Below are 19,949 nucleotides of genomic sequence, written 5' to 3'. Positions count from 1 at the left end.
CACCTTATTGAATAAACCTAAATTCATTTGAGTTCAGCATAGCTAATATGACTTGGCGGTAAGCTTTGTATCTATTATTAACGTTCAACTGTTCGCTAAATAGCGCTTGCTCAGCTTGAGTAGGCAAGCGTGCATACATGCTCAAGAATAAGCTATCGATTTGTGTTTTTAACTCTGAATTTGCCTTTAACGTCTTCGTTAAAGGCGCATTTTTATCTTGAATCACAGTAACCAAGTAACCATTCAACAAAGACAAAGCTTGCGGTATGGACGCCTGTTGATGAGAATTTTCAATTAACTCTCTTCTTGATTGACCAAACTCATGTAAAAAATGTCCAGCGGGCGCTGGGGAGACAATTTCTGATGCCCTCACCAAGTTTTCCCAAAACGCCTTTTTACCTTTTCGTTTTCCTTTATTTCGCTTAGCAGCTTCATCGACTAGATTATCTGCCATAGCCATATCTGTGGTGTAAACATCAGCCGCTTTTGCACCTGCAGCTTCACTTAAAGCGGCAGTTAAAGCATTTCGTTTCTCGTTCCTTAACTTGTTGTATGCTTTTCTAAGTTTAGATTTCTCTTTTTTATCCGTTGCCTGCTTTAAAGCTTGTTGCAACTGTTTTTCCTGAGCAATTAACTGCTTTTCTCTTTGCCCTGCTTGTTTAACTATCGCCAGTAACTCTCGGCCAGAAAGCTGATTCACATTATGCACATGTGCCTCTAACTCTTTTTCTTTGTTACGGAAAAACTCTGTTCTGTAATCATCTTTAAGGCTATCTAAATCTTCAACAGCTAAGGTCAAAATAGAATCCCAAAGCTGCTCTGCAGACATACGAGTTAATAATGGACCAGGGTAATAATATTTATATCCGGGTAGCACATCGCCTGCATAAACTTCGCTTTGATAAGTGCGACTATTAAATAAAACGCTTAATACATACTTAAGATCAAAGCCAGAATCAACGACTAGGTTTTCTAAATAACTCATCAACTCAGGATTAGAAGGCACAGTATGGTCGGTTAAATTATCTGAAGGCTCGATTAACCCAAGCCCCATGACTTTTTTCCATAATCGGTTAGCAATTACCTTGGTAAATCTTGGATTATCAGCCGAAGTCAGCCAATTTGCGTAAACCTCTCGTTTATCCTGCCATAACGAAACACTGGCTGAATCTCCAAATGGAGCATGGGGTTCAACAACTTGATTAGGGTTTGCGTCTTTATAAGCATAATCATATGGTAATTTTTGCTCGCTTGGTTTGATCCGTACGCTGGTTGCGAGGGGCTGAAATAAATCACGTAATACTCTACGTTCAGCAGGCGAAGCAGATAGCTTTACTTTTTTGTTGTTTTTATCTTGCTTAATTAACTGCTTTTTCTCAGCCGCGAAAGCGTTTCTCAGCGACTTAAAAGCCTCAGAATTGTTATAGCGACGACCTCCAGAGTCAACATCTGAAGTATAAGCCGCTAAATGAAAGTATTCTTTTTGCGTCCATTTATCAAAAGGATGATCATGACATTGGGCGCATTGCATTCGTGTCCCCAAAAACACTTGAATCGTATTAGACATATGATCCAATGGCATGCCTTCATCTCTTAAATAAAATCCAGCCGCAGGGTTATCCCAAGTATAGCCATCAGCCAATATCAGCTCTCGCACCATTTGGTCATAAGGTTTATTATCTTTAAGCGACTGCTTAATCCAATCTTGGTAAGAGACCATAAAAGTACGCCGCCCTCTTGATTGGATTCTTAAGATATCTTCCCAATAATTATAAAAATGGCTTACATAAGCTTCTGAATTTAATAACTCACTGATTAATTCGCTTCGCTTATTAACATCAGAACGAGTGATAAAAGTTTGCAACTCGTTATAGGTTGGAATTCGACCCGCAATATCTAAATATATCCGACGCACAAAAGTATAATCGTCCGTAAGAGGGTTACGGATTAAATTATTTTTAACCAGAGCCTTCTCAATTAATGCATCAATCTGACGTGCTTCATTTTGAGCGGATGTTGCGTGAACTTGAGCATGTAATTGGCCAAGTTGCACAAGACAGCACAAGGCAAATATCTTAGACAAGCGAGCGCTGTGTTGAATTAATTTTTTCTTAATCATAAAAAGCCTCAATAAAAACTTTATATCGATATCTATTGGCAAAATCTTATCATAAAAAAATCAGACAAAAACAAGCTTAACCTTATATTTACAATTGGCTAACCTTCACATATGGAATGATTGTTTATGATTGAATTAAGCAGTACCTTTTACTTCACTAAACAAATAAATAAAAAAGCTAACAGATGAAAAATTGCAATTATAATTCAATAACTTACAATAAAGTAAAAATTAATATTTAAAGTCGGCTAAGTTACTTTAATAAAAACATTTATAATCAAATGACAAGTTTTTACGCCTAAAAATCTTCAACTAGAGTAATTGTCGCTAAAACTTACAATAAATTTACTTACGATTGACACCGAGTTAGTTATAAAATGACAATACAATGATAAAAACGATTTAAATAAAAATTGGGGATCAAAATGAAAAGAGTTTTATTAGCAAGTTTATTAACCCTAGCCATGGTGCCAACTAGCTATGCAGCAAGCGCAAAATGTGGAGAAACACCTTTAGCTGAGATTATGGGTGATATGAAAAAAACTATGAAGTCATTAAAGCCTGCTCTGGCAAAAGGGCAAGCTGATGAAATAGCTCAATTAGCCGGTAAGTTAGAAAGCCTAGCAGAAAAGTCGATTGATTATATCCCGCTAAAAATATCTGAAACTAAGCAGTTAAACCCAAAACAAAAAGCACAATTTACAAAATACCAAGAAGGTATGAAAAAACTAGCCTCTGTAGCGAAAGAATTAGCGAGTGCAAAAGATGATAAAACTCGCAAAGACTTAGCAAAGCAAATAGGTAAAATAAACAAGCAAGGCCATAGAGCTTTTAAAATGAAATGTGATTAAGGTTAACTAACACTGCTAAATTACTCCACTTAAGCTGGTTTATATTTAACCAGCTTATATTCCATCTGATTTAGATGAAGAAAATTTACCCCCTGCGATAGCTTTTTTACGATTCAACAGACTCTATTACTAGCTGCATTTTAAACTTGCAATAACCCCCCCTTCTATTGTTTTAGTCTTGTTAACTTAAATTAATTTTTCTGTATCAAAAAATATTCTGTAATTTTTGTACCTAAAGGGTAGCAATTTACACTTTCCCCGCCTCTTCTATGTATACACAAGTAGCAAATTCTTTTAGCAGAAATAGTGCTTAGAAAATGCTTATACATTAACAAAAATAAAGAAATATTATGCTTATGAACAGCCCGATAGTTAAACTTAAACACTCAATTAAAACGCTAATCTTTAGTTGCGCATTCTGTACTAATATCGTATCAGCCCACTCAAATCATGATAATAGACACTCTAATTTTGATTACAAAAGTTCAAATCACTGGGTCCATTTAGCGGATGGCAGCATGCTAATTGGCACATCACATGGTGAGATTGATGTTGCCGCTGATGGCACATTTTATGTCAGCATTATGGAAGATGGGAACAAACAAGGTGGTATTAAAAAATTCTCTCGTGCGGGCAATTTCCTTGGCCAAGTCCCGAACGCACCGGCTGATTTTCATGGTTTTGTTATCCATGCTGACAATACTGATCAAGAGTACATTTATGGCGCTCGTTTAAATGGCATGCGCTTAATTAAAATGAGTTTAGACGGCAAAATAGTAATGAATATTGATGCAGTCAAAGCTGTACCTAAGCAATATCACGCTAGTGGTCTAGATAGAAGAAACAGACTCAAGCCCCCTATGAAACTCACCGCGATAGCGGTAGATGCAAAGGATAATATGTATGTTGTCGACGGTTATAGCTTAGATTACATTCACAAATTTGATGCAAGCGGTAATTATCTAAAAACCTTTGGTGGAAAAGACGCGCCTTATAAATTTCGTAACTGCCATAAAATTCATATTGACCCTAGATTTGCGCCTAATCGCTTAATCTGTACCGATCGCGTCAATGGTCGTTTAGTTCATATGGACCTTAATGGTGAGCTTATCGGTGATTACGCAACAAATTTGCGCCGCCCAAGTGCAGTTGATTTTTTTGGTGATATAGCTGCCGTTGCTGAAATTAGTGGTCGAGTTAGCTTAATCAATAAAGCTGGAAAAACCGTTAAAACCTTAGGTACTAACGATACCAAAGCCGAAATTAACACCAACAGAACAAAACCAGAGCAATGGCAAAGAGGCCGTTTAACAGCACCGCACGGTATTACCTTTGATCACAATGGCGATCTATTTATTACCGAATGGAATAAATGGGGTCGAATTGTCCGTTTCGATTTATCTCGTCAAGGTCATAAATAAACGACAGTTTGAATACAAGCACTTATCTCAAGGCACAAATAGAAAATACATAGAGATAAGTGCTTAATATTAATCTATTAACAAAATAACCTGTTAGTTTCTGGTACACCTAATGATTATAAAAAATACAAAGGCATCGTCATTTAAGTTAGCTTTTTGTTTGATTGCAATCACCAGCTTATTATCGGCTTGCGAACAACAGCAAGAGAAACAAACCAGTAAGTTGATCTCATTCAACCACGACATTCGCCCTATTCTTAATAAAAGCTGTACAGGTTGCCATGGCGGGGTCAGTAAACAAGCCAATGTTTCTTTTATATATCGAGAAGAAGCCCTTGGCCGTGGTCACTCTGGCAGGTTAACCATAGTACCGGGTGATCCTGATGCTTCAGAATTAATCGCCCGTGTTGAATCTGACGACCCGAACATTCGTATGCCTTATAAAGGCGCTAAATTACCGGATCATGAAATTCAACTTTTACGAGATTGGATAGCACAAGGCGCAAACTGGCAAGAACATTGGGCGTTTATTCCCCCGAGCCCACAAACGGTGCCAGAGGTTGAAAATAAACAAGTCATCAATAATGACATTGACGCTTTTTTGGAGGCTAACTTAGCCGCTAATGGTTTGTCATTAATGCCAATAGCAAACAAACAGACCTTATTACGTCGCTTATCATTTGATTTAACTGGCTTACCACCAACACCGCAAGAAATTGATGACTTTTTAGCGGATAACAGTGCGAATGCTTATGAAAAACAAGTTGACCGTTTACTCGCGTCCCCCCGTTATGGCGAGCGCTGGGCAGCCATGTGGATGGACTTATCTCGATACGCCGATAGCCATGGTTATACCCGCGATGAAGAGCGTGACAGCTGGCCTTATAAACAATGGGTGATTGAAGCCCTGAATGCGAACCAGCCTTATGATCAATTTATGATCGAACAACTCGGTGGTGATTTAATGCCAAATCGCAGTTTAAAAAATATTCTCGCCACCGGATTTCATCGTCAAACCCCAACTAATAGTGAAGGAGGAACTGATGATGAAGAATTTCGTATGGTCGCTGTCATGGACCGAAATGCCACCACTTGGTCAGTACTCAATGCCATGACCATGAATTGCGTGCAGTGTCATTCCCATCCTTACGACCCAATTGAACACCATGAATATTATGCATCACTTGACTTCTTTAATACCAGTAAAGACGCTGATTACCGCGAATATGATCCCTTATATAAATACGCAAAAAAAGACGATGAGAAGCAACTCGCATTTGAACTACAAGAACAGCTTACCAAAATACGCGAACATGAAGCCAAGCAAGCGGTTGAGTTATCGAAACAAACTGAGCAGTCATCTCCTTGGCAACAACTTACTATTGAAAGTGCTCTAGGTGATGAATACCGAGGTTTAGCCGCTTTTGTTAAAAAAATGGAAGACTCTAATGCCAAGTTAGTTGAAGAAGGCAAACCGCCAAGCAAATATCATTTAACCTTAATTAAAGTAGGTAATGCGCGATTAAAAGAACTGGCAGATAACAATCAAAAAATCAGAACATTTAAAACTGTAAATGGCGAATATTTCGATGCCGGAAAATATGAATTACGCCTTTATTATCACTTTATAAGTGCGGCAGCTCAGCAAGAAAAATCTATTTCCGCGATCCGTTTAAATGCGATACCACAAAACCCAGAAAAAGCTCGTCATACACCTGAGCCTCATTTTCAGGCCGACGACGTAAAATTTTATCTAGTCACACCTGACGGCAGCAAACAACAACTTACCATTAAAACTCACATGTCGAACAGCACCGAAGTGATGGATAATCAATTATCCGCGCGAAGTAAGCTAAGTGAACTCAATAACAAAGAAGATAGCGGCTTAGAAACAGGTAAAGGTGTCGGTTGGTTTGCTCATCGACTCTATTTACCTCGTTGGAGTGTTGCTGTATTAGCTGAGCCACTGACGCTTAAACCAGGTGAAAAAATCGAAGTAGAAGTTGAACAAATGCAAAAAGGCATTCGCGTTGATAGCTTACAAACTCGCTTGCACCGCGTACGTATAGAAACAACCAATTTTGATGGCTGGTCACAATATGCAAACAGCGATAACCGCACCGCCAATATTGAGGAATATGGCAAGTTAAAAAAACAACTTAAGGCTATCGACGGTTACCTCATGCCAGTAATGTTAGAGCAAGACGACTGGGATAAGCGTGCTATTGCTAAATTTGACCGCGGCAATATGACCAATAAAGTCGGCGATTTATTAACGCCAAATACGCCAGCGATATTTCCTGAATTTAACCAACAACAAAATCGCTTGGGCTTAGCACAATGGTTTTTTAAACCAGAGCAACCTTTAACCGCTCGCGTTGCGATCAATCGTTTATGGCACAGATTATTTGGTATTGGCCTTGTTGAAACCTTAGAAGATTTTGGTGGCGCGGGCAGTTTACCGAATCATCCTGAGCTTTTAGATTGGCTAGCCCTTAAATTTCAAAACGATTTTAAATGGGATACAAAAGCCATTTTAAAACTCATGGTAATGAGCCATGCCTATCAACAAGACGCTACCGTTCAGGCTGAACGCTACGAACTCGACCCATTAAATAAATGGTTTTCACGTGGGCCAAGACAACGTTTGTCAGCAGAAATGGTTCGCGACCAAGCTTTAGTTGCCAGTGACTTAATCGTTAATAAAATTGGCGGTGTGCCGGTTATGCCACCACAACCAGAAGGTATTTGGGGGCATAAAGGTCGTTGGCTACATTGGTGGGAAGATGCCACCGATGAAAATCGCTATCGCCGCGCAATTTATACCTTTGTTAAACGTGCCTTTATGTATCCAAGCTTTTTAACCTTTGATATGGAAACACGTGAAATTAGCCACCAGCGCCGTTTACCCACCAACACGCCGTTACAAGCTTTAGTGACCTTAAATGATCCGGTTTATCACGAGGCTGCACAAGCACTCGGTAAACTGATGATGACCCAAGCCAAAACAAGTGATGATAAACAAGCAATTCGCTTTGGCTTTAAACGTGTTGTCTCTCGCTTACCAAAAGAAAAAGAAGTACAGAGCCTAACATTTGCCCTGCAAAAAGTATCAGAACAAATTCAACTTGATGGGCTATCGGGTGATGATGCACAAGCATCAACCTGGACGGCAATGGGCTCAATTTTACTCAATCTCGACGATGCATTAACAAGGTAAGATCATGAAAAATTTATTTAATTCTAATGTTCAATCTGCAAGCACTCGAAGCGCTCAAATTGATAAAATATTGCAACAGGAAATGGCGCAATTAAAACGTCGAGATTTTCTGAAGAAATCAGGTTATATGCTTGGCGGTGCCGCTTTAGGCTCTATGTTTGCCAATCAAGCAACGGCGGCTGGGCAAACCTTAGACTTCACCCGTCCTATGGATGCTCCTTTATCTCCCCTGCCACCCCAATATGCCGCGAAAGCAAAACGGGTTATCTATATGCATATGGTGGGCGGCCCGAGTCAATTAGAGATGTTTGACTATAAACCGGAATTAGAAAAATATGATGGTAGAGACACACCACAATCGTTTTTAGAAGGTAAACAATTTGCGTTTATTTCCGGCACACCTAAGTTATTAGGCCCGCAATTTCCATTTAAACAACATGGTCAATCAGGTGCTTGGATATCAGACAGATTACCGCATTTAGCCAAACATGCTGATGATATTTGTTTCATAAAATCGATGAAAACCGATCAGTTTAACCATGCTCCCGCGCAAGTGTTAATGCATACAGGTTCAGCTTTATCCGGCAAACCATCTATTGGCGCTTGGGCCACCTATGCATTAGGTACAATGAACCAAAACTTACCCGGATTTATCGCGCTAACCTCAGGTAAAAATGCCCCAGATGGCGGTAAACAGCTTTGGGGTTCTGGCTTTTTACCAAGTGTTTACCAAGGGGTGGAATGCCGAAAACAAGGCGATCCCGTGCTTTATTTAAGTAATCCAAAAGAAGTAAGCCGACCGCTTCGTCGCCGCATTCTTGATGCCATTGCCGATCTTAATCAGCAAAGTTATAACACAGTTGGTGATCCAGAAACCCTGACGCGGACTTCGCAATATGAAATGGCGTACCGCATGCAACTAGAAGCATCTGATGCCTTCGACATTAGCAAAGAATCAGAAACCACATTAGAAAATTACGGTGCTGAAGTTGGTAAAGCAAGTTTTGCCAACAACTGTGTTATCGCCAGAAGACTGGCTGAACGGGGCGTGCGTTACATTCAATTATTTGATTATGCTTGGGATCATCATGGCGTAGGAGAAGCCGGTTCAGTTGACCTTGGCATACGTAATAAGTGTAAAGATATTGATCGCCCAATGGCTGCCTTATTAGAAGATTTAAAACAGCGCGGCATGCTCGAAGATACTTTAGTTATTTGGGGCGGCGAATTTGGTCGCACACCAATGCGCGAAAACAGAGCCGGACAAGACATGCTTTTTGCCGGCCGAGATCATCACACAGATGCCTTTACCATGTGGATGGCAGGAGGCGGCGTAAAAGGTGGATACACTCATGGAGAAACTGACGAACTTGGTTATGAAGTGGTTAACGACAAAGTTGAAATAGCCGACTTACACGCCACCATTTTATATTTACTGGGCTTTAATCATTACGATTTAAATTATCGCTTCCAAGGATTAAATCAGCGATTAACTGGGGTTGAACATCCTCAAATTATTTCCCAGATTTTGGCGTAAAGAGGTTTAAAACAAAGATGAATTTCAAAACGCCTGAACAAAAGCTCAGCGCTAAAAGCTATTTTTGGCTGGTAGCTTTATTAAGCTTAATTTGGCTTTACTTATATATTCAAAGTAAACCGGCTTGGGTACAAAGCATCAAAGAGCAATTAGGCTTAAGCCCTGTATTAGTGGCTAAGCAAGACTCTTTTTACAATAGCCGCATTGATCCTATTATGGAAAAATATTGTGCCGCTTGTCACGATGACAATAAAGCAAAAGGACAATTGCGTTTAGACAGTTTTCGCCAGTTAACCTTTTCCGGTAAAAGTGGTGCTGATTTAACACTCGCTGAAAATAATTTATTACTTGAACGCATGAAGTTACCGGCAACAGATCGCATGGCGATGCCGCCATTTGGTCGAGAGCGTCATACCGAAGATGAATTAGCCTTAATTGAGTTATGGTTATCAAAAGGTGGCTCAGGAAACTTAACCGAAGATGATTTTCCTGAAGCGCCAGCAAAAGCAAAAGTGATTAAATTTTATGATATTGACTGGCAAAAAATCGAAGAAAAACGCTTAGCCTATAAAAAACAGGTAGCAGAATTACAAACACAATATCCTCATGTATTGCACTATCAAGCGCGTACCTCACATTTATTAGTGCTCGATGCTTTCGCAATGAAAAACCATTTTGATGATCAAATGCTCACCCACTTTAGCCAAGCCCTAGCGCCGGTATTAATCGAAGCCAATTTAGCCAATAGCCAAATATCTGATGCTGCTATCGAACAGGTTTTAGCTATGAAAAATTTAACCAAGCTGCAAATACAAGGTACTCATATTAGCCAATCAAAAATCAGTCAACTTGCAAAGCTTCCAGCACTGAAAACGCTTGTGCTTGATGAAGCATTAGTCGATGAAAATCTTGCAATGCTATTTTCTCAGCAAGCAATCGAACTTATAAAAGTAAAACAAGGTTAAGTGATATGAAAAAAGTAAAAATTTGGGACGGAGCAACACGATTTTTTCACTGGGCACTTGTTTTAAACATTTTCGCTGCTTGGTACACCATTGAAAACAGACTAATAGATTTACACGAAATTTTTGGTCATTGCTTAATTGCCCTATTGGTATTTAGGGTGTGTTGGGGCTTGTTCGGTTCAAGTACAGCTCGTTTTAAGCACTTTATCGTCCATCCGATTGTTGCATTTCGTTATTTAAAACAGTCATTACGCTTACAAGTACATCACGAAGTTGGTCATAACCCCGCTGGTGGCTGGATGATTATCATCATGATCTTGGTGATTGGTTTTCAAGTGATTTCAGGACTGTTTAGCAATAACGATTTAGGCTTTAGTGGCGCCCTTTCAGATTATGTTTCAAAAGATATGTCAGACACGCTTACCCAATTACATGGCATTAACTTTGACATTTTATTAGCGATTATTTGGCTGCACTTAGTCGCGGTATTTTTTTATGTATTGGTGAAAAAAGACAACTTAATAAAAACCCTATTAACGGGTAAAAAACAGCTGACAAAAACGCCAGATACACCACTGTATTTTGCCCCTTTTAGCTTAGGCATTATTTTTATGTTAATTGCGGGCGTTTTTTCATATTGGTTATTTAAATAAGGGTTAAAATGGATAATATTTTTACAAAAATAACGACTCAGTTTAAAGAAAGTCATAAATCCTACAGGATAAAACTAGGTTTATTATTGTCCGCCAGCGTACTAACATCAGCCTGCCAGTTAACGGATAAAGACACTAAAAATCTAGTATCGAACCAGCAAGAACAACAACGGCCAAACATTTTATTTATTTTAGCTGATGATCATAGGTGGGACTTAATTGGTAAATACCACCCAATAGTAAAAACGCCAACACTAGATAAATTGGCCGATCAAGGCGTGCTCTTCAAAAAGGCGTTTGTTACTACACCTATTTGTGGTGCTAGTCGCGCTAGTATTTTAACTGGATTAACCGAACGCACTAGCGATTATTCGTTTCACCGTCCTCCTGTATCTGAAGAAGATATGACGATTACCTACCCTGTGGTATTAAAGCAACACGGTTATACAACCGGCTTTGTTGGTAAATTTGGTGTTGAAACCTCGGGCAATATCGAGCAGCGTTTTGACTATTTTAAACGTTCAAAAATGAAAAAAACCGACATCCACAAGGGTGTTGAGCGTCCACAAACCTACCACTTTGTTGAGCTTGCCAAAGACTTTATCGAGCAAAATAAAGGTAGTGGACAGCCTTGGTCGTTATCAGTTAGTTTTTGGAATCCCCATGCCCTTGACCCAGATAAAGTAGATCAATACCACTACCCTGCTGAATTTGACGAGTATTACAACGACATAACTATACCACCTGCGCCATTATCGTCGGCAGCAGATTTTGAAGTATTGCCTGACTTTTTAAAAACATCGCTTGGCCGAGAGCGCTGGCAGTATCGTTATAAAACCCAAGCCTTGTATCAAAAAATGGTTAAGCGTCATTATCGTGCTGTCAGTGCGGTAGACCGCGGTGTTGGTATGCTTTACGACAAGTTAGTTGAAGCCGGTATGGCTGAAAACACCATTATTATTTATACCGGTGATAATGGTTACTCATTAAACAACCGTCAATTGGCTGGGAAATGGTTTGGTTGGGATGAAGATTTACGTGTACCACTCATCATTTTTGATCCGCGTAATCGCAAAGCACAAGTGCGGGAAGAAATTGCGTTAAATATCGACATTGCACCGACTATTTTAGATTTAGCAGGTATCGAATTATCTAAGCGTTATCAGGGTAAATCTCTCAAACCTATTATGGCAGGTGAAACACCAGAATGGCGCAGCGAATTCTTTTTTGAGCATTTATTCTCGCCTAAAGTCTTCAAAATACCCCCAACGGTTGGGGTAAGAACCGAGGATTGGAAATATGTTCGTTACTACCGAGATAAACATGAACAACTTTATGATTTAAAAAATGATCCCAATGAAGCAACCAACTTAGCGACTTCTGCCCAACATGAAAATATTTTAAACCAGCTAAGACAAAAAACAGATGCTTACATAGATCAATATGAAGCTGAGCGTAATAATACGGTTAAACAACGTGCTTTTGATGGCAATAAAAAAACCAACTTTGTAAATGCTGATTCCAAAAATTATTAACCCCTACGCTTAATAATCAATACCTTAACTTTGCATCAGTCGTGCTACACGAGCGACTGATGAAACCACTTTTTGCAAACTCTTACTAATATTATTTCTTGTGAGTTTTTCAGGTAATAAAGTGTGATTTTGTATAAAAGCTAAAAATATCTCCTAAGATTGGTATCAAATATCCAAATTTTGAGCCTATTCTGCATAAAACTAGAAATTTATTTTTTTTACTTGTGTTGTGCGTTTAGGTCAGTTGCGCACGGCTTATAAGAGTTAACTTATCGTTAATTACAGTAATACGAATGGAGCATACCTGTGATCACCTTTGGTCTAAAAAAATTCACCTCTAAATATCAGTTTTATTCAAAACTTACTTGTTTTTCTGCAGCCTTATTGCTGTCAGCTTGTGGGGCAGAAAACGCGTCTATTAGCCAAAAAACTCAGGGAGGAGCTGCAGTAGCTGAAAATGTGCAAGCGCAACCAGCTTTTCCGTCAAGCGAGCAAGTGTTATCTGATATCGAAAAAGTCGCGAATTGGCAGCTGCCACGCTTAGATTCATTGGCTTATATTCAGTTTAAACGTGATGAGTCATTGGAGGCCAAACGTTGGGTACAAGCTGTGTTTTATACCGGTTTAAAAAACTTAGCAGAGCGCTCAGCTAATCCAACCTACAAACGTTGGATCGGTTACAAGGGTAATGAGTGGGATTGGCAATTAGGGCCTATCCCTTACTATGGCGATGACCAGTTAATTGCCGATACCTATATTTGGTATTACAACCATCAACAGCAAGATCCGAAAATTCTGGCGGCAACCCAAAAGGCCTTTGATGACGTTATTGCAGCCAACTACACTGTTGATTTAGAACTCACGCGTGAATTAATTGTTGATGACGGCCATAAAATTCATGCCTGTCAGACGCGTTGGTGCTGGGCTGATGCGCTGTTTATGGCACCACCTAGCTGGTTTGCATTAACAAAAGCCACTGGTGATCCAAAGTATGCCGATTATGCACACAAAGAAATGCAGGCGACTATCGATTACCTTTACGATGAAAACTACAAGCTGTTTTACCGAGATAGTCGTTTTAAAGATAAAAAAGGAGACTTTGGTGAGCAGATTTTTTGGGCTCGTGGCACAGGTTGGGTATTTGCTGGTTTAGCGCGCGCTATGGAATATATAGATAAAAATGATCCGCGTCGAGCTGTCTATGAAAAAGTGTTTGTGGACATGGCAAGGAAGCTAAAATCACTGCAAAAACACGATGGTTCATGGGCAATGTCGTTATTAGCCCATGAAAAAAGCCCGTTACCAGAAACCAGTGGTACCGCTTTATTTACTTTCGGGTTTGCCTGGGGCTTAAATAACGGATTACTTGCTGAAAGTGAATACTTGGAAACTACAGCCAAAGGCTGGCAATTACTCAATTCTGCTGTACACCCTGATGGCAAGTTAGGTTGGGTGCAAGCCATTGGCGCAGCGCCTGGGCAAGTCAGTAAAGATGATTCGCAAATCTATGGTGTGGGAGCTTACCTATTAGCTGGCTCTGAAATTTATGATTTTATGTTAGCGAAGGAACAAAAAGGAAGAATGTAGCAGGCGCTAACCTAGTTGGCTCGGTCTGTACATATGCACTTACCTCGCTTAGAACAGCTGAGAAAAAATGAAACAGGTGTTAACTATTTTATCAGTAGCAACACCTGTGTTTCATTGAAGCTTAATTAGTACTAAAGTGAAATACGACCTGTAATACGATAAGCACCTGGTGCTTGCTTAATCAACATATTCTTTGTTAAACCCTTATCAATAGCATCCTTTTGATTACTGACAGATTCACCGTTAATGATTAAGGTGCCAGCTTGCACTTGCGGCAAAATAAAGTTAGCTAAAGTGTTTTTAGGGATAGTCACCTGCATATCAAGTTGACCTTGTGCAATTGACCACTCAACTGCTACTTCACCTTGCGGTGTTTTATAGCTGCCGCTAGCTTGGGTTAAACGCTGATTAAATTGTGGTTCAATATTAATCTCGTTAAAACCAACACCCGCAGACTTAATGCCTAAAATGCCTTCATAAAACCATTTGGCCACTGCACCATAAGCGTAATGGTTAAGCGAGTTCATTGATGCTTTACTAAAGCCGTCTTTTAACGAATAAGAATTCCAACGCTCCCAGGTTGTGGTTGCACCATTGTTTATAGAATAAAACCATGAAGGGTAAGTTTCTTTAAACAATAAGTCGTACATTACATCACTACGGCCCATATCCTGTAATACAGGAGCCAATAGCGGTGTGCCTAAAAAGCCTGTACGTAAATGATGATCTGCCGAAGCTATTGTCGCAAGTAAATGTTGCTGGGCATTAGTGACATCAACGCCATCAAACAAACCAAAAGCCAGTGGTAATAAATAACTGGTTTGGCTGGCGGCACCAATCACCTTAGTTTGCTCATCATAATAGGCTTTACGAAATGCAACTTTAGCCCTATTGAAACTAGCCGTGTAACTAGCAGCGTCTGCGTCACGACCTAATACTTGAGCGGCTTTAGCAATATAATCTAACGAATGTGCATAATACGCGGTAGAAATTAACTCAATCGAAGTATCTCCGCGACGCGCTTGGCTACCTTCTTTGGCTTTAGGATGTGGTTGTAACCAATCTGCAAAACCGCCCATAGTTGACAGATCATCTTTCACTTTTTCTTGATGAAAAGCTAACCACTTTTGCATCATGTCGTAGTTTTCTTTGAGAATCTGCGCATCGCCAGTTAATAAATAAAGCTCCCACGGAATAATGACAGCAGCATCGCCCCAACCAGATGAAGAACCACGACCATGTTTACTTTCTTTGGTGGGAATAAAATTAGGGATGCGACCATCATCCGCTTGCTCTTCGCGTACTGTTTGTAACCAAGCAGCCCAAAAACCATAAACATCCGCCATATACATAGATGGCGCAGCAAACACTTGAGCGTCACCTGTCCACCCCAAACGCTCATCACGCTGCGGGCAATCAGTTGGGATATCTAAAAAGTTACCTCGTAATCCCCAGACTACGTTTTCAGCCAATTTATTCAATTTAGCGTGTGAGCTTTTAAAGTTAGCATTTACGTCAAAATTAGAATGTAAAACTCGCCCTTTCAGCCAGCTTAAATCCGGTGTTTTTGATTGGTCAAAACCTGATATTTCAACAAATCGGTAACCGTGAAAGGTGAAAGTAGGTACATAATTAATCACGCCAGATTGCGCGGGGGTGTAATAATCTGTCGCAATCGCGCTGCGCATATTTTTGGTATAGAAGGTGTTTTTTTGTAATGCTTCAGCAAAGCGTATTTTCACTTTTTGGTTAGCCAGCACCGGAATATTAAGCTCTGGCACGCCCAACATATTTTGCCCCATATCAAAAACCACCACACCAGGCTCTGGGTTAGCTACATCCACAATGCTAATTGCAGGTAAGGTTAATTTCACCGCAGAAGCATGATGACGTTTGGGTGCTAGTACCACTTGTGGCTCAAGTGCTTCGCTAATCACTGGCTTCCAACTTTCATCATGATTAAAGCCAAGCTTATTCCAGCCCGGCATTTCATAATTCGCATCGTAAGTTTCACCATCATAGTTACCCGCAGCGCGAATAGGGCCATTAACTGTGACTTGCCAGTTGCGATCTGTAACCACAGTTTGGCGACTGCCATCTGTATATTGAATTTCCAATTGAGCTAATAATGCAGAAGGTTTTACTTCACGCGGTACAGGCCACAAAATTCGTCCTGTGTACCAGCCTTCAGCAACTGTCGCCGCTAATACGTTTTCGCCCTCATTCAATAACGCGGTAACATCATAGGTTAAGGTTTCAATTCGTTGTAAATATGGCGTCCAGCCTGGGGGCATCACATCTTCGGAGACCTTTTGACCATTAATATAGGCATTAAAAACGCCTTTGGCGGTAATATATAAGCGCGCTTGTTTAATTTCAGCTGTACTTTTTTTATCGCTAGTTTTGTTAGTCGCAATAAATTGGGTTGTTAAATATTGCGGGCGATATAACTTATTTTTAAACTGTTTATTTTTATGATCAAACGCCTGCATTTCACCTGTTTCTGGATGACGTATCCACTGCCCTTGCCAATCTTCATTAGCTAATAAGCCTAATTCAATTGACGCAGCTTCACTCCATTTTGATATTTGCGCTTGTTCATCCCAAATACGTACCCGCCAAAAAATTTGCTGACGAGATGATAACGCCTTGCCCTGATATTTTATCCAAGAGGTTGCTGACGATAGCTGTTTTTGGCTATCCCATAAATCGGCATCCGCATTTGCAAGTCGGGCTAAAGAAGATGCAACTTGAATTTGATAGGCTTGTTGTAACTGCGAATTTGCATCAGCCGCGATCTGCCAAGAAAAACGCGGGACTTGCTCGTAATAACCGATCGGGTTTACAAAACCTTCACCGACCGTCAATTTTATTGGCGCTGACAATTTTACCTGTTGAGCCGATATATGAGTACAGGCCGATATTAACAATAATAGACAAGTAAACAAGCCTATGCGGCTAAACTGATTGAGAGTAAATCTAAACTCACTAAAACTAACAAACATGAATAACTCCATCATTTATACTTTAAGAGCGCCAATACCTATGCTGAATATCGGCCTCTATATATTTTTATATGCCTTTTGAATCTGGCGATTCATCTGCAAGCTTAATTTCAAAACTATACTGCCCCCCGAGGTAAAGTTGGCGCTTACCCCCAGGCAAGGTTATTTCTGCAGTGCTATTTTGTGGGATTGAAACCTGCCAATGGATCAGATCCCCGTAGCGCTGCCATTCACTTTTGATTTCGCCATAACCAGTAACATGGCTAACAGATACAGCTGAAAGCGCTTTAGGAAACACAGGTGCTAATGCAAAGTCTTGATAGCCAACACTATTGTCTAAAGGTCGTATGCCACCTAAACCTTCGTAAAACCAGCCGTCGTAGCCACCATGAAATGGGTGATTAAGTGAGCGGTCTGGTGCTTTCCCTAATGCAGGGTCAAAAGAACCTTTTCGTTCCCATAAAGTAGTGCCGTTAATCTCATCAAATAGATAAGAAAAACCTGGGTAACCTTTTGCTTTAAATATATGAAATGCAGTATCTGCATGACCATAGTCACTTAACGCACGGTAAAGCCATGTTTGCCCTAATGCTCCAACAGAGGAGTGACCACGCCAAGTTTCGCTGACATCATGGTTTAAGGCATCTGCGACGCCTTGTTTTAAATGCTCAGGCGTTAGGTTAAACCTTAGCGCCATTGCATCTGCGGTTTGGCTACCGTAATGCCCTGTTTTTTCATTAAATAAGATTTGATGAAAGTGGCTGCGAATATTTTCAAACAAGCGAGCAAAGCGCTGTTCATCTGCAGGTTTAGCCAATGTTTTAGCAATACGTGACATCAAATCGGCCGCGCGAGCAAATAAAGCACTGCTGGTCACTGTAGTACTTGTGTGTTGTGGGACGCCTCTACCTTTAACCCTTGGAGTGCCGGGTGCAACAACAGGATCACACCAATCTCCATAACCTTTTTTTAGCAAATAATTAGATAGCTGACTTTCGCCAAAATCCATATATTCAAGCAAACTTTGATATTGCTCTGCTAATAATTGCTGATCACCATGATGGCGGTAATGCTCCCAAGCAATAAAAACCTCAGCTACTGCCCAGTCTAATTTTTTCCCTGTAGTGCGTTTACCTGGTACAACGGCAGGAGCAATGTGACGAGCGGTTTTAAAATCGCCTAAATACTTTTGCCAAAAGGTATCCATGTTGAAATTGTAATTGCCGGTAATTAAGGTGGCATGGGCATCACCTGTCCAGCCTGCTTTTTCTCGGTTAGGACAATCCAGCGGTAAGCTAATCAAATTACTTTCATAACTCCACAATGCGGTTTGGTGAATACGATTGAGTAGCGGATCTGAACTTTCAAAATGACCAACTCGCTTAACATCGCTGCGCACTAACCTTGCAGAAATCACGTCTAAATTTGGTGGATTTTTTAGCCCGGTTATTTCAACGTAGCGAAAACCACGCCAAGTAAATTTAGCCGTCCAATTGTTTTTGGTTGCTGAAGGCTCTGAACTAAAATTTTGAGGTGTGGCACTGGCAAGATAAGCATCCACCGCATTTAATTTAGTCGCCCAACCACCTGAGCTCAATTGGCTAATATTTCCCGCACTATCGGCCCATTCAGCGTAACGTAAATAAACAGCCTGTTTAGCGGTTAAATTTAGCACCGCGAGATCTAAAGTTGGGATACCAGTAAAGTTCTGGCCAAAATCGAATACCCAAACATCTGGTTTTGGGTTGAGTATTTTGACTGGTTTAATGCTTTGTTGGGCGCGAACGGGTGGTAATAATTGAGGTTCTAATACTTCAGTCGGCCATTGTTGTAATACTTTAACTGGTTGCCAATCAGCATAATTAGCTGGCTTGTTGATAGCATTCCAGTCTGGTACGGCTTGATTGGCATCGTAAAATTCACCACTAAAAATCCCTTCTTTAACGATTGCGGATGGATGGCTGCGCCACTCTTCATTAGTGATAATTTGTTGTGTACTGCCATCGGTAAAAGTCACATCCAGCTGTGCGATAAAGGTCGGCTGGCCATAGCTTAGTTTTCTTTTAGGGCCCGAAAATGCGATTTCTTCATTATACCAACCACTGCCTAAATGCACCGCAATACTGTTATTGCCATTTTCAAGCAAAGCGCTGACATCATCACTGTTGTACAAAATACGTTTATCAAAATCGGTTTGACCGGGATCGAGTAGCCTATCTTTAACTTGTCGACCATTGACGAAGATTTCATAATAACCGCCAGCCGTGCTATGTAATTTAGCTGACGCTATCACTTTATCAATTCTAAACTGGTGTCGAAACAAGCTCGCTGTCGCTTGTTTTTCTAGCTGCTGTACAGCACGAGTTAAGTGACCACCCTCTACAGATTCGGTTGTACCAGCGAACTTGATCCATTGTTTTACTTCTGGAGTTAAAGCTGTGGTTACAGGATTTTGTACTTGCAGCCACTTTGCCTGCCAGTCGCTGTTAGTTAATAACCCCATTTGCCAATGCTGTATATCACTCCATTGCTGTGCTACTTGGCTACCTTTTGCCCACACACGAACGCGCCAATAAATATTTTGGTTGGTTGTTAATGGCTTGCCTTGGTAAGAAATGTTAAGCGAACGTCGTTGTAATACTTTACCGCTATCCCATAAATCAGCTTGGCCGCTAAGCAATTGCTCTGTACTGGAAGCAGCTTGAATTTGATAAGCAGCTTGCTGTTGCACGTTGGCATGCCAAGATAATCGTGGCGTCAGGCGATGTACATTTAACGGTTTGGGGTGTCCTTCGACCAATAAATTAGATGCAGCTTGCTGTTGTGTTGCTGACACCTTTGTAGCTAATGGTTCTGATAAACTTTTCGAAGACATAGCAGCCTGCTCTGCACACGCAGATAAGGCACTACACAAGACAATAAAGAGGATATTTTTTTTCATTTACCTTTAAACTCGCTTCATATGTTTTTAAATCGCAGTTGTTATATTTCGAATAGAGATAGATTTACTTGCCATGATTTAGAGAACAAATACGACTCAGCTAACCTCTATTTAC

The 19,949-nt window shown here is 40.4% G+C and carries 11 protein-coding genes; 8 read left to right on the top strand and 3 right to left on the bottom strand.

Features of this window, described 5'->3' with window-relative positions:
* Nucleotides 1-4: 4 nt before the first annotated feature.
* Nucleotides 5-2,119, bottom strand: a complete 2,115-nt coding sequence (locus XM47_RS11280; RefSeq protein WP_048692556.1) for a DUF1549 domain-containing protein — start codon at nucleotides 2,117-2,119, stop codon at nucleotides 5-7.
* 425 nt (nucleotides 2,120-2,544) lie between these two features.
* Here XM47_RS11280 and XM47_RS11275 point away from each other — a divergent pair, with 425 nt between their 5' ends.
* From XM47_RS11275 to XM47_RS11240, 8 genes are all read left to right on the top strand, one after another.
* Complete coding sequence (locus XM47_RS11275) at nucleotides 2,545-2,970, top strand: cytochrome b562 (RefSeq protein ID WP_048692554.1); 426 nt, start codon at nucleotides 2,545-2,547, stop codon at nucleotides 2,968-2,970.
* A 350-nt stretch (nucleotides 2,971-3,320) separates the two neighbouring features.
* Entirely contained in the window at nucleotides 3,321-4,391 is a 1,071-nt protein-coding gene (locus tag XM47_RS11270; RefSeq protein WP_048692552.1) for an NHL repeat-containing protein, read from the top strand.
* 112 nt (nucleotides 4,392-4,503) lie between these two features.
* Nucleotides 4,504-7,611: a PSD1 and planctomycete cytochrome C domain-containing protein gene (locus XM47_RS18725; RefSeq protein WP_053084551.1), complete on the top strand. Its 3,108-nt coding sequence runs from the start codon at nucleotides 4,504-4,506 to the stop codon at nucleotides 7,609-7,611.
* A gap of 4 nt (nucleotides 7,612-7,615) precedes the next feature.
* The gene (locus tag XM47_RS11260) at nucleotides 7,616-9,148 is read left to right on the top strand and encodes a DUF1501 domain-containing protein (RefSeq protein ID WP_048692551.1); all 1,533 of its coding nucleotides are present in this window, start codon (nucleotides 7,616-7,618) and stop codon (nucleotides 9,146-9,148) included.
* Between the two features lie 17 nt (nucleotides 9,149-9,165).
* Complete coding sequence (locus XM47_RS11255; RefSeq protein ID WP_048692549.1) at nucleotides 9,166-10,113, top strand: c-type cytochrome domain-containing protein; 948 nt, start codon at nucleotides 9,166-9,168, stop codon at nucleotides 10,111-10,113.
* Nucleotides 10,114-10,118: 5 nt separating this feature from the next.
* Nucleotides 10,119-10,766: a cytochrome b/b6 domain-containing protein gene (locus XM47_RS11250; RefSeq protein ID WP_048692548.1), complete on the top strand. Its 648-nt coding sequence runs from the start codon at nucleotides 10,119-10,121 to the stop codon at nucleotides 10,764-10,766.
* Nucleotides 10,767-10,774: 8 nt separating this feature from the next.
* A complete protein-coding gene (locus XM47_RS11245; protein ID WP_048692542.1) occupies nucleotides 10,775-12,301 on the top strand; it encodes a sulfatase family protein in 1,527 nt (508 codons plus the stop codon).
* A gap of 306 nt (nucleotides 12,302-12,607) precedes the next feature.
* Nucleotides 12,608-13,888, top strand: a complete 1,281-nt coding sequence (locus XM47_RS11240; protein WP_053084550.1) for a glycoside hydrolase family 88/105 protein — start codon at nucleotides 12,608-12,610, stop codon at nucleotides 13,886-13,888.
* A gap of 131 nt (nucleotides 13,889-14,019) precedes the next feature.
* On the opposite strand, the gene XM47_RS11235 is transcribed toward XM47_RS11240, so the two are convergent.
* Nucleotides 14,020-16,893 (bottom strand): alpha-L-rhamnosidase, encoded by a 2,874-nt coding sequence (locus XM47_RS11235; RefSeq protein ID WP_077066542.1) that lies wholly within the window; start codon nucleotides 16,891-16,893, stop codon nucleotides 14,020-14,022.
* A gap of 67 nt (nucleotides 16,894-16,960) precedes the next feature.
* Nucleotides 16,961-19,834 carry a family 78 glycoside hydrolase catalytic domain gene (locus XM47_RS11230; protein ID WP_053084549.1) on the bottom strand — a complete coding sequence of 958 codons (2,874 nt, stop codon included), beginning with the start codon at nucleotides 19,832-19,834 and terminating at the stop codon, nucleotides 16,961-16,963.
* Nucleotides 19,835-19,949 lie beyond the last annotated feature (115 nt).

Origin of the sequence: Catenovulum maritimum, assembly GCF_001050375.1 — a bacterium.
Classification (GTDB): domain Bacteria; phylum Pseudomonadota; class Gammaproteobacteria; order Enterobacterales; family Alteromonadaceae; genus Catenovulum; species Catenovulum maritimum.
Note: the sequence above shows the minus strand (reverse complement) of the source record. Positions and strands in the feature narration are given on the sequence as shown.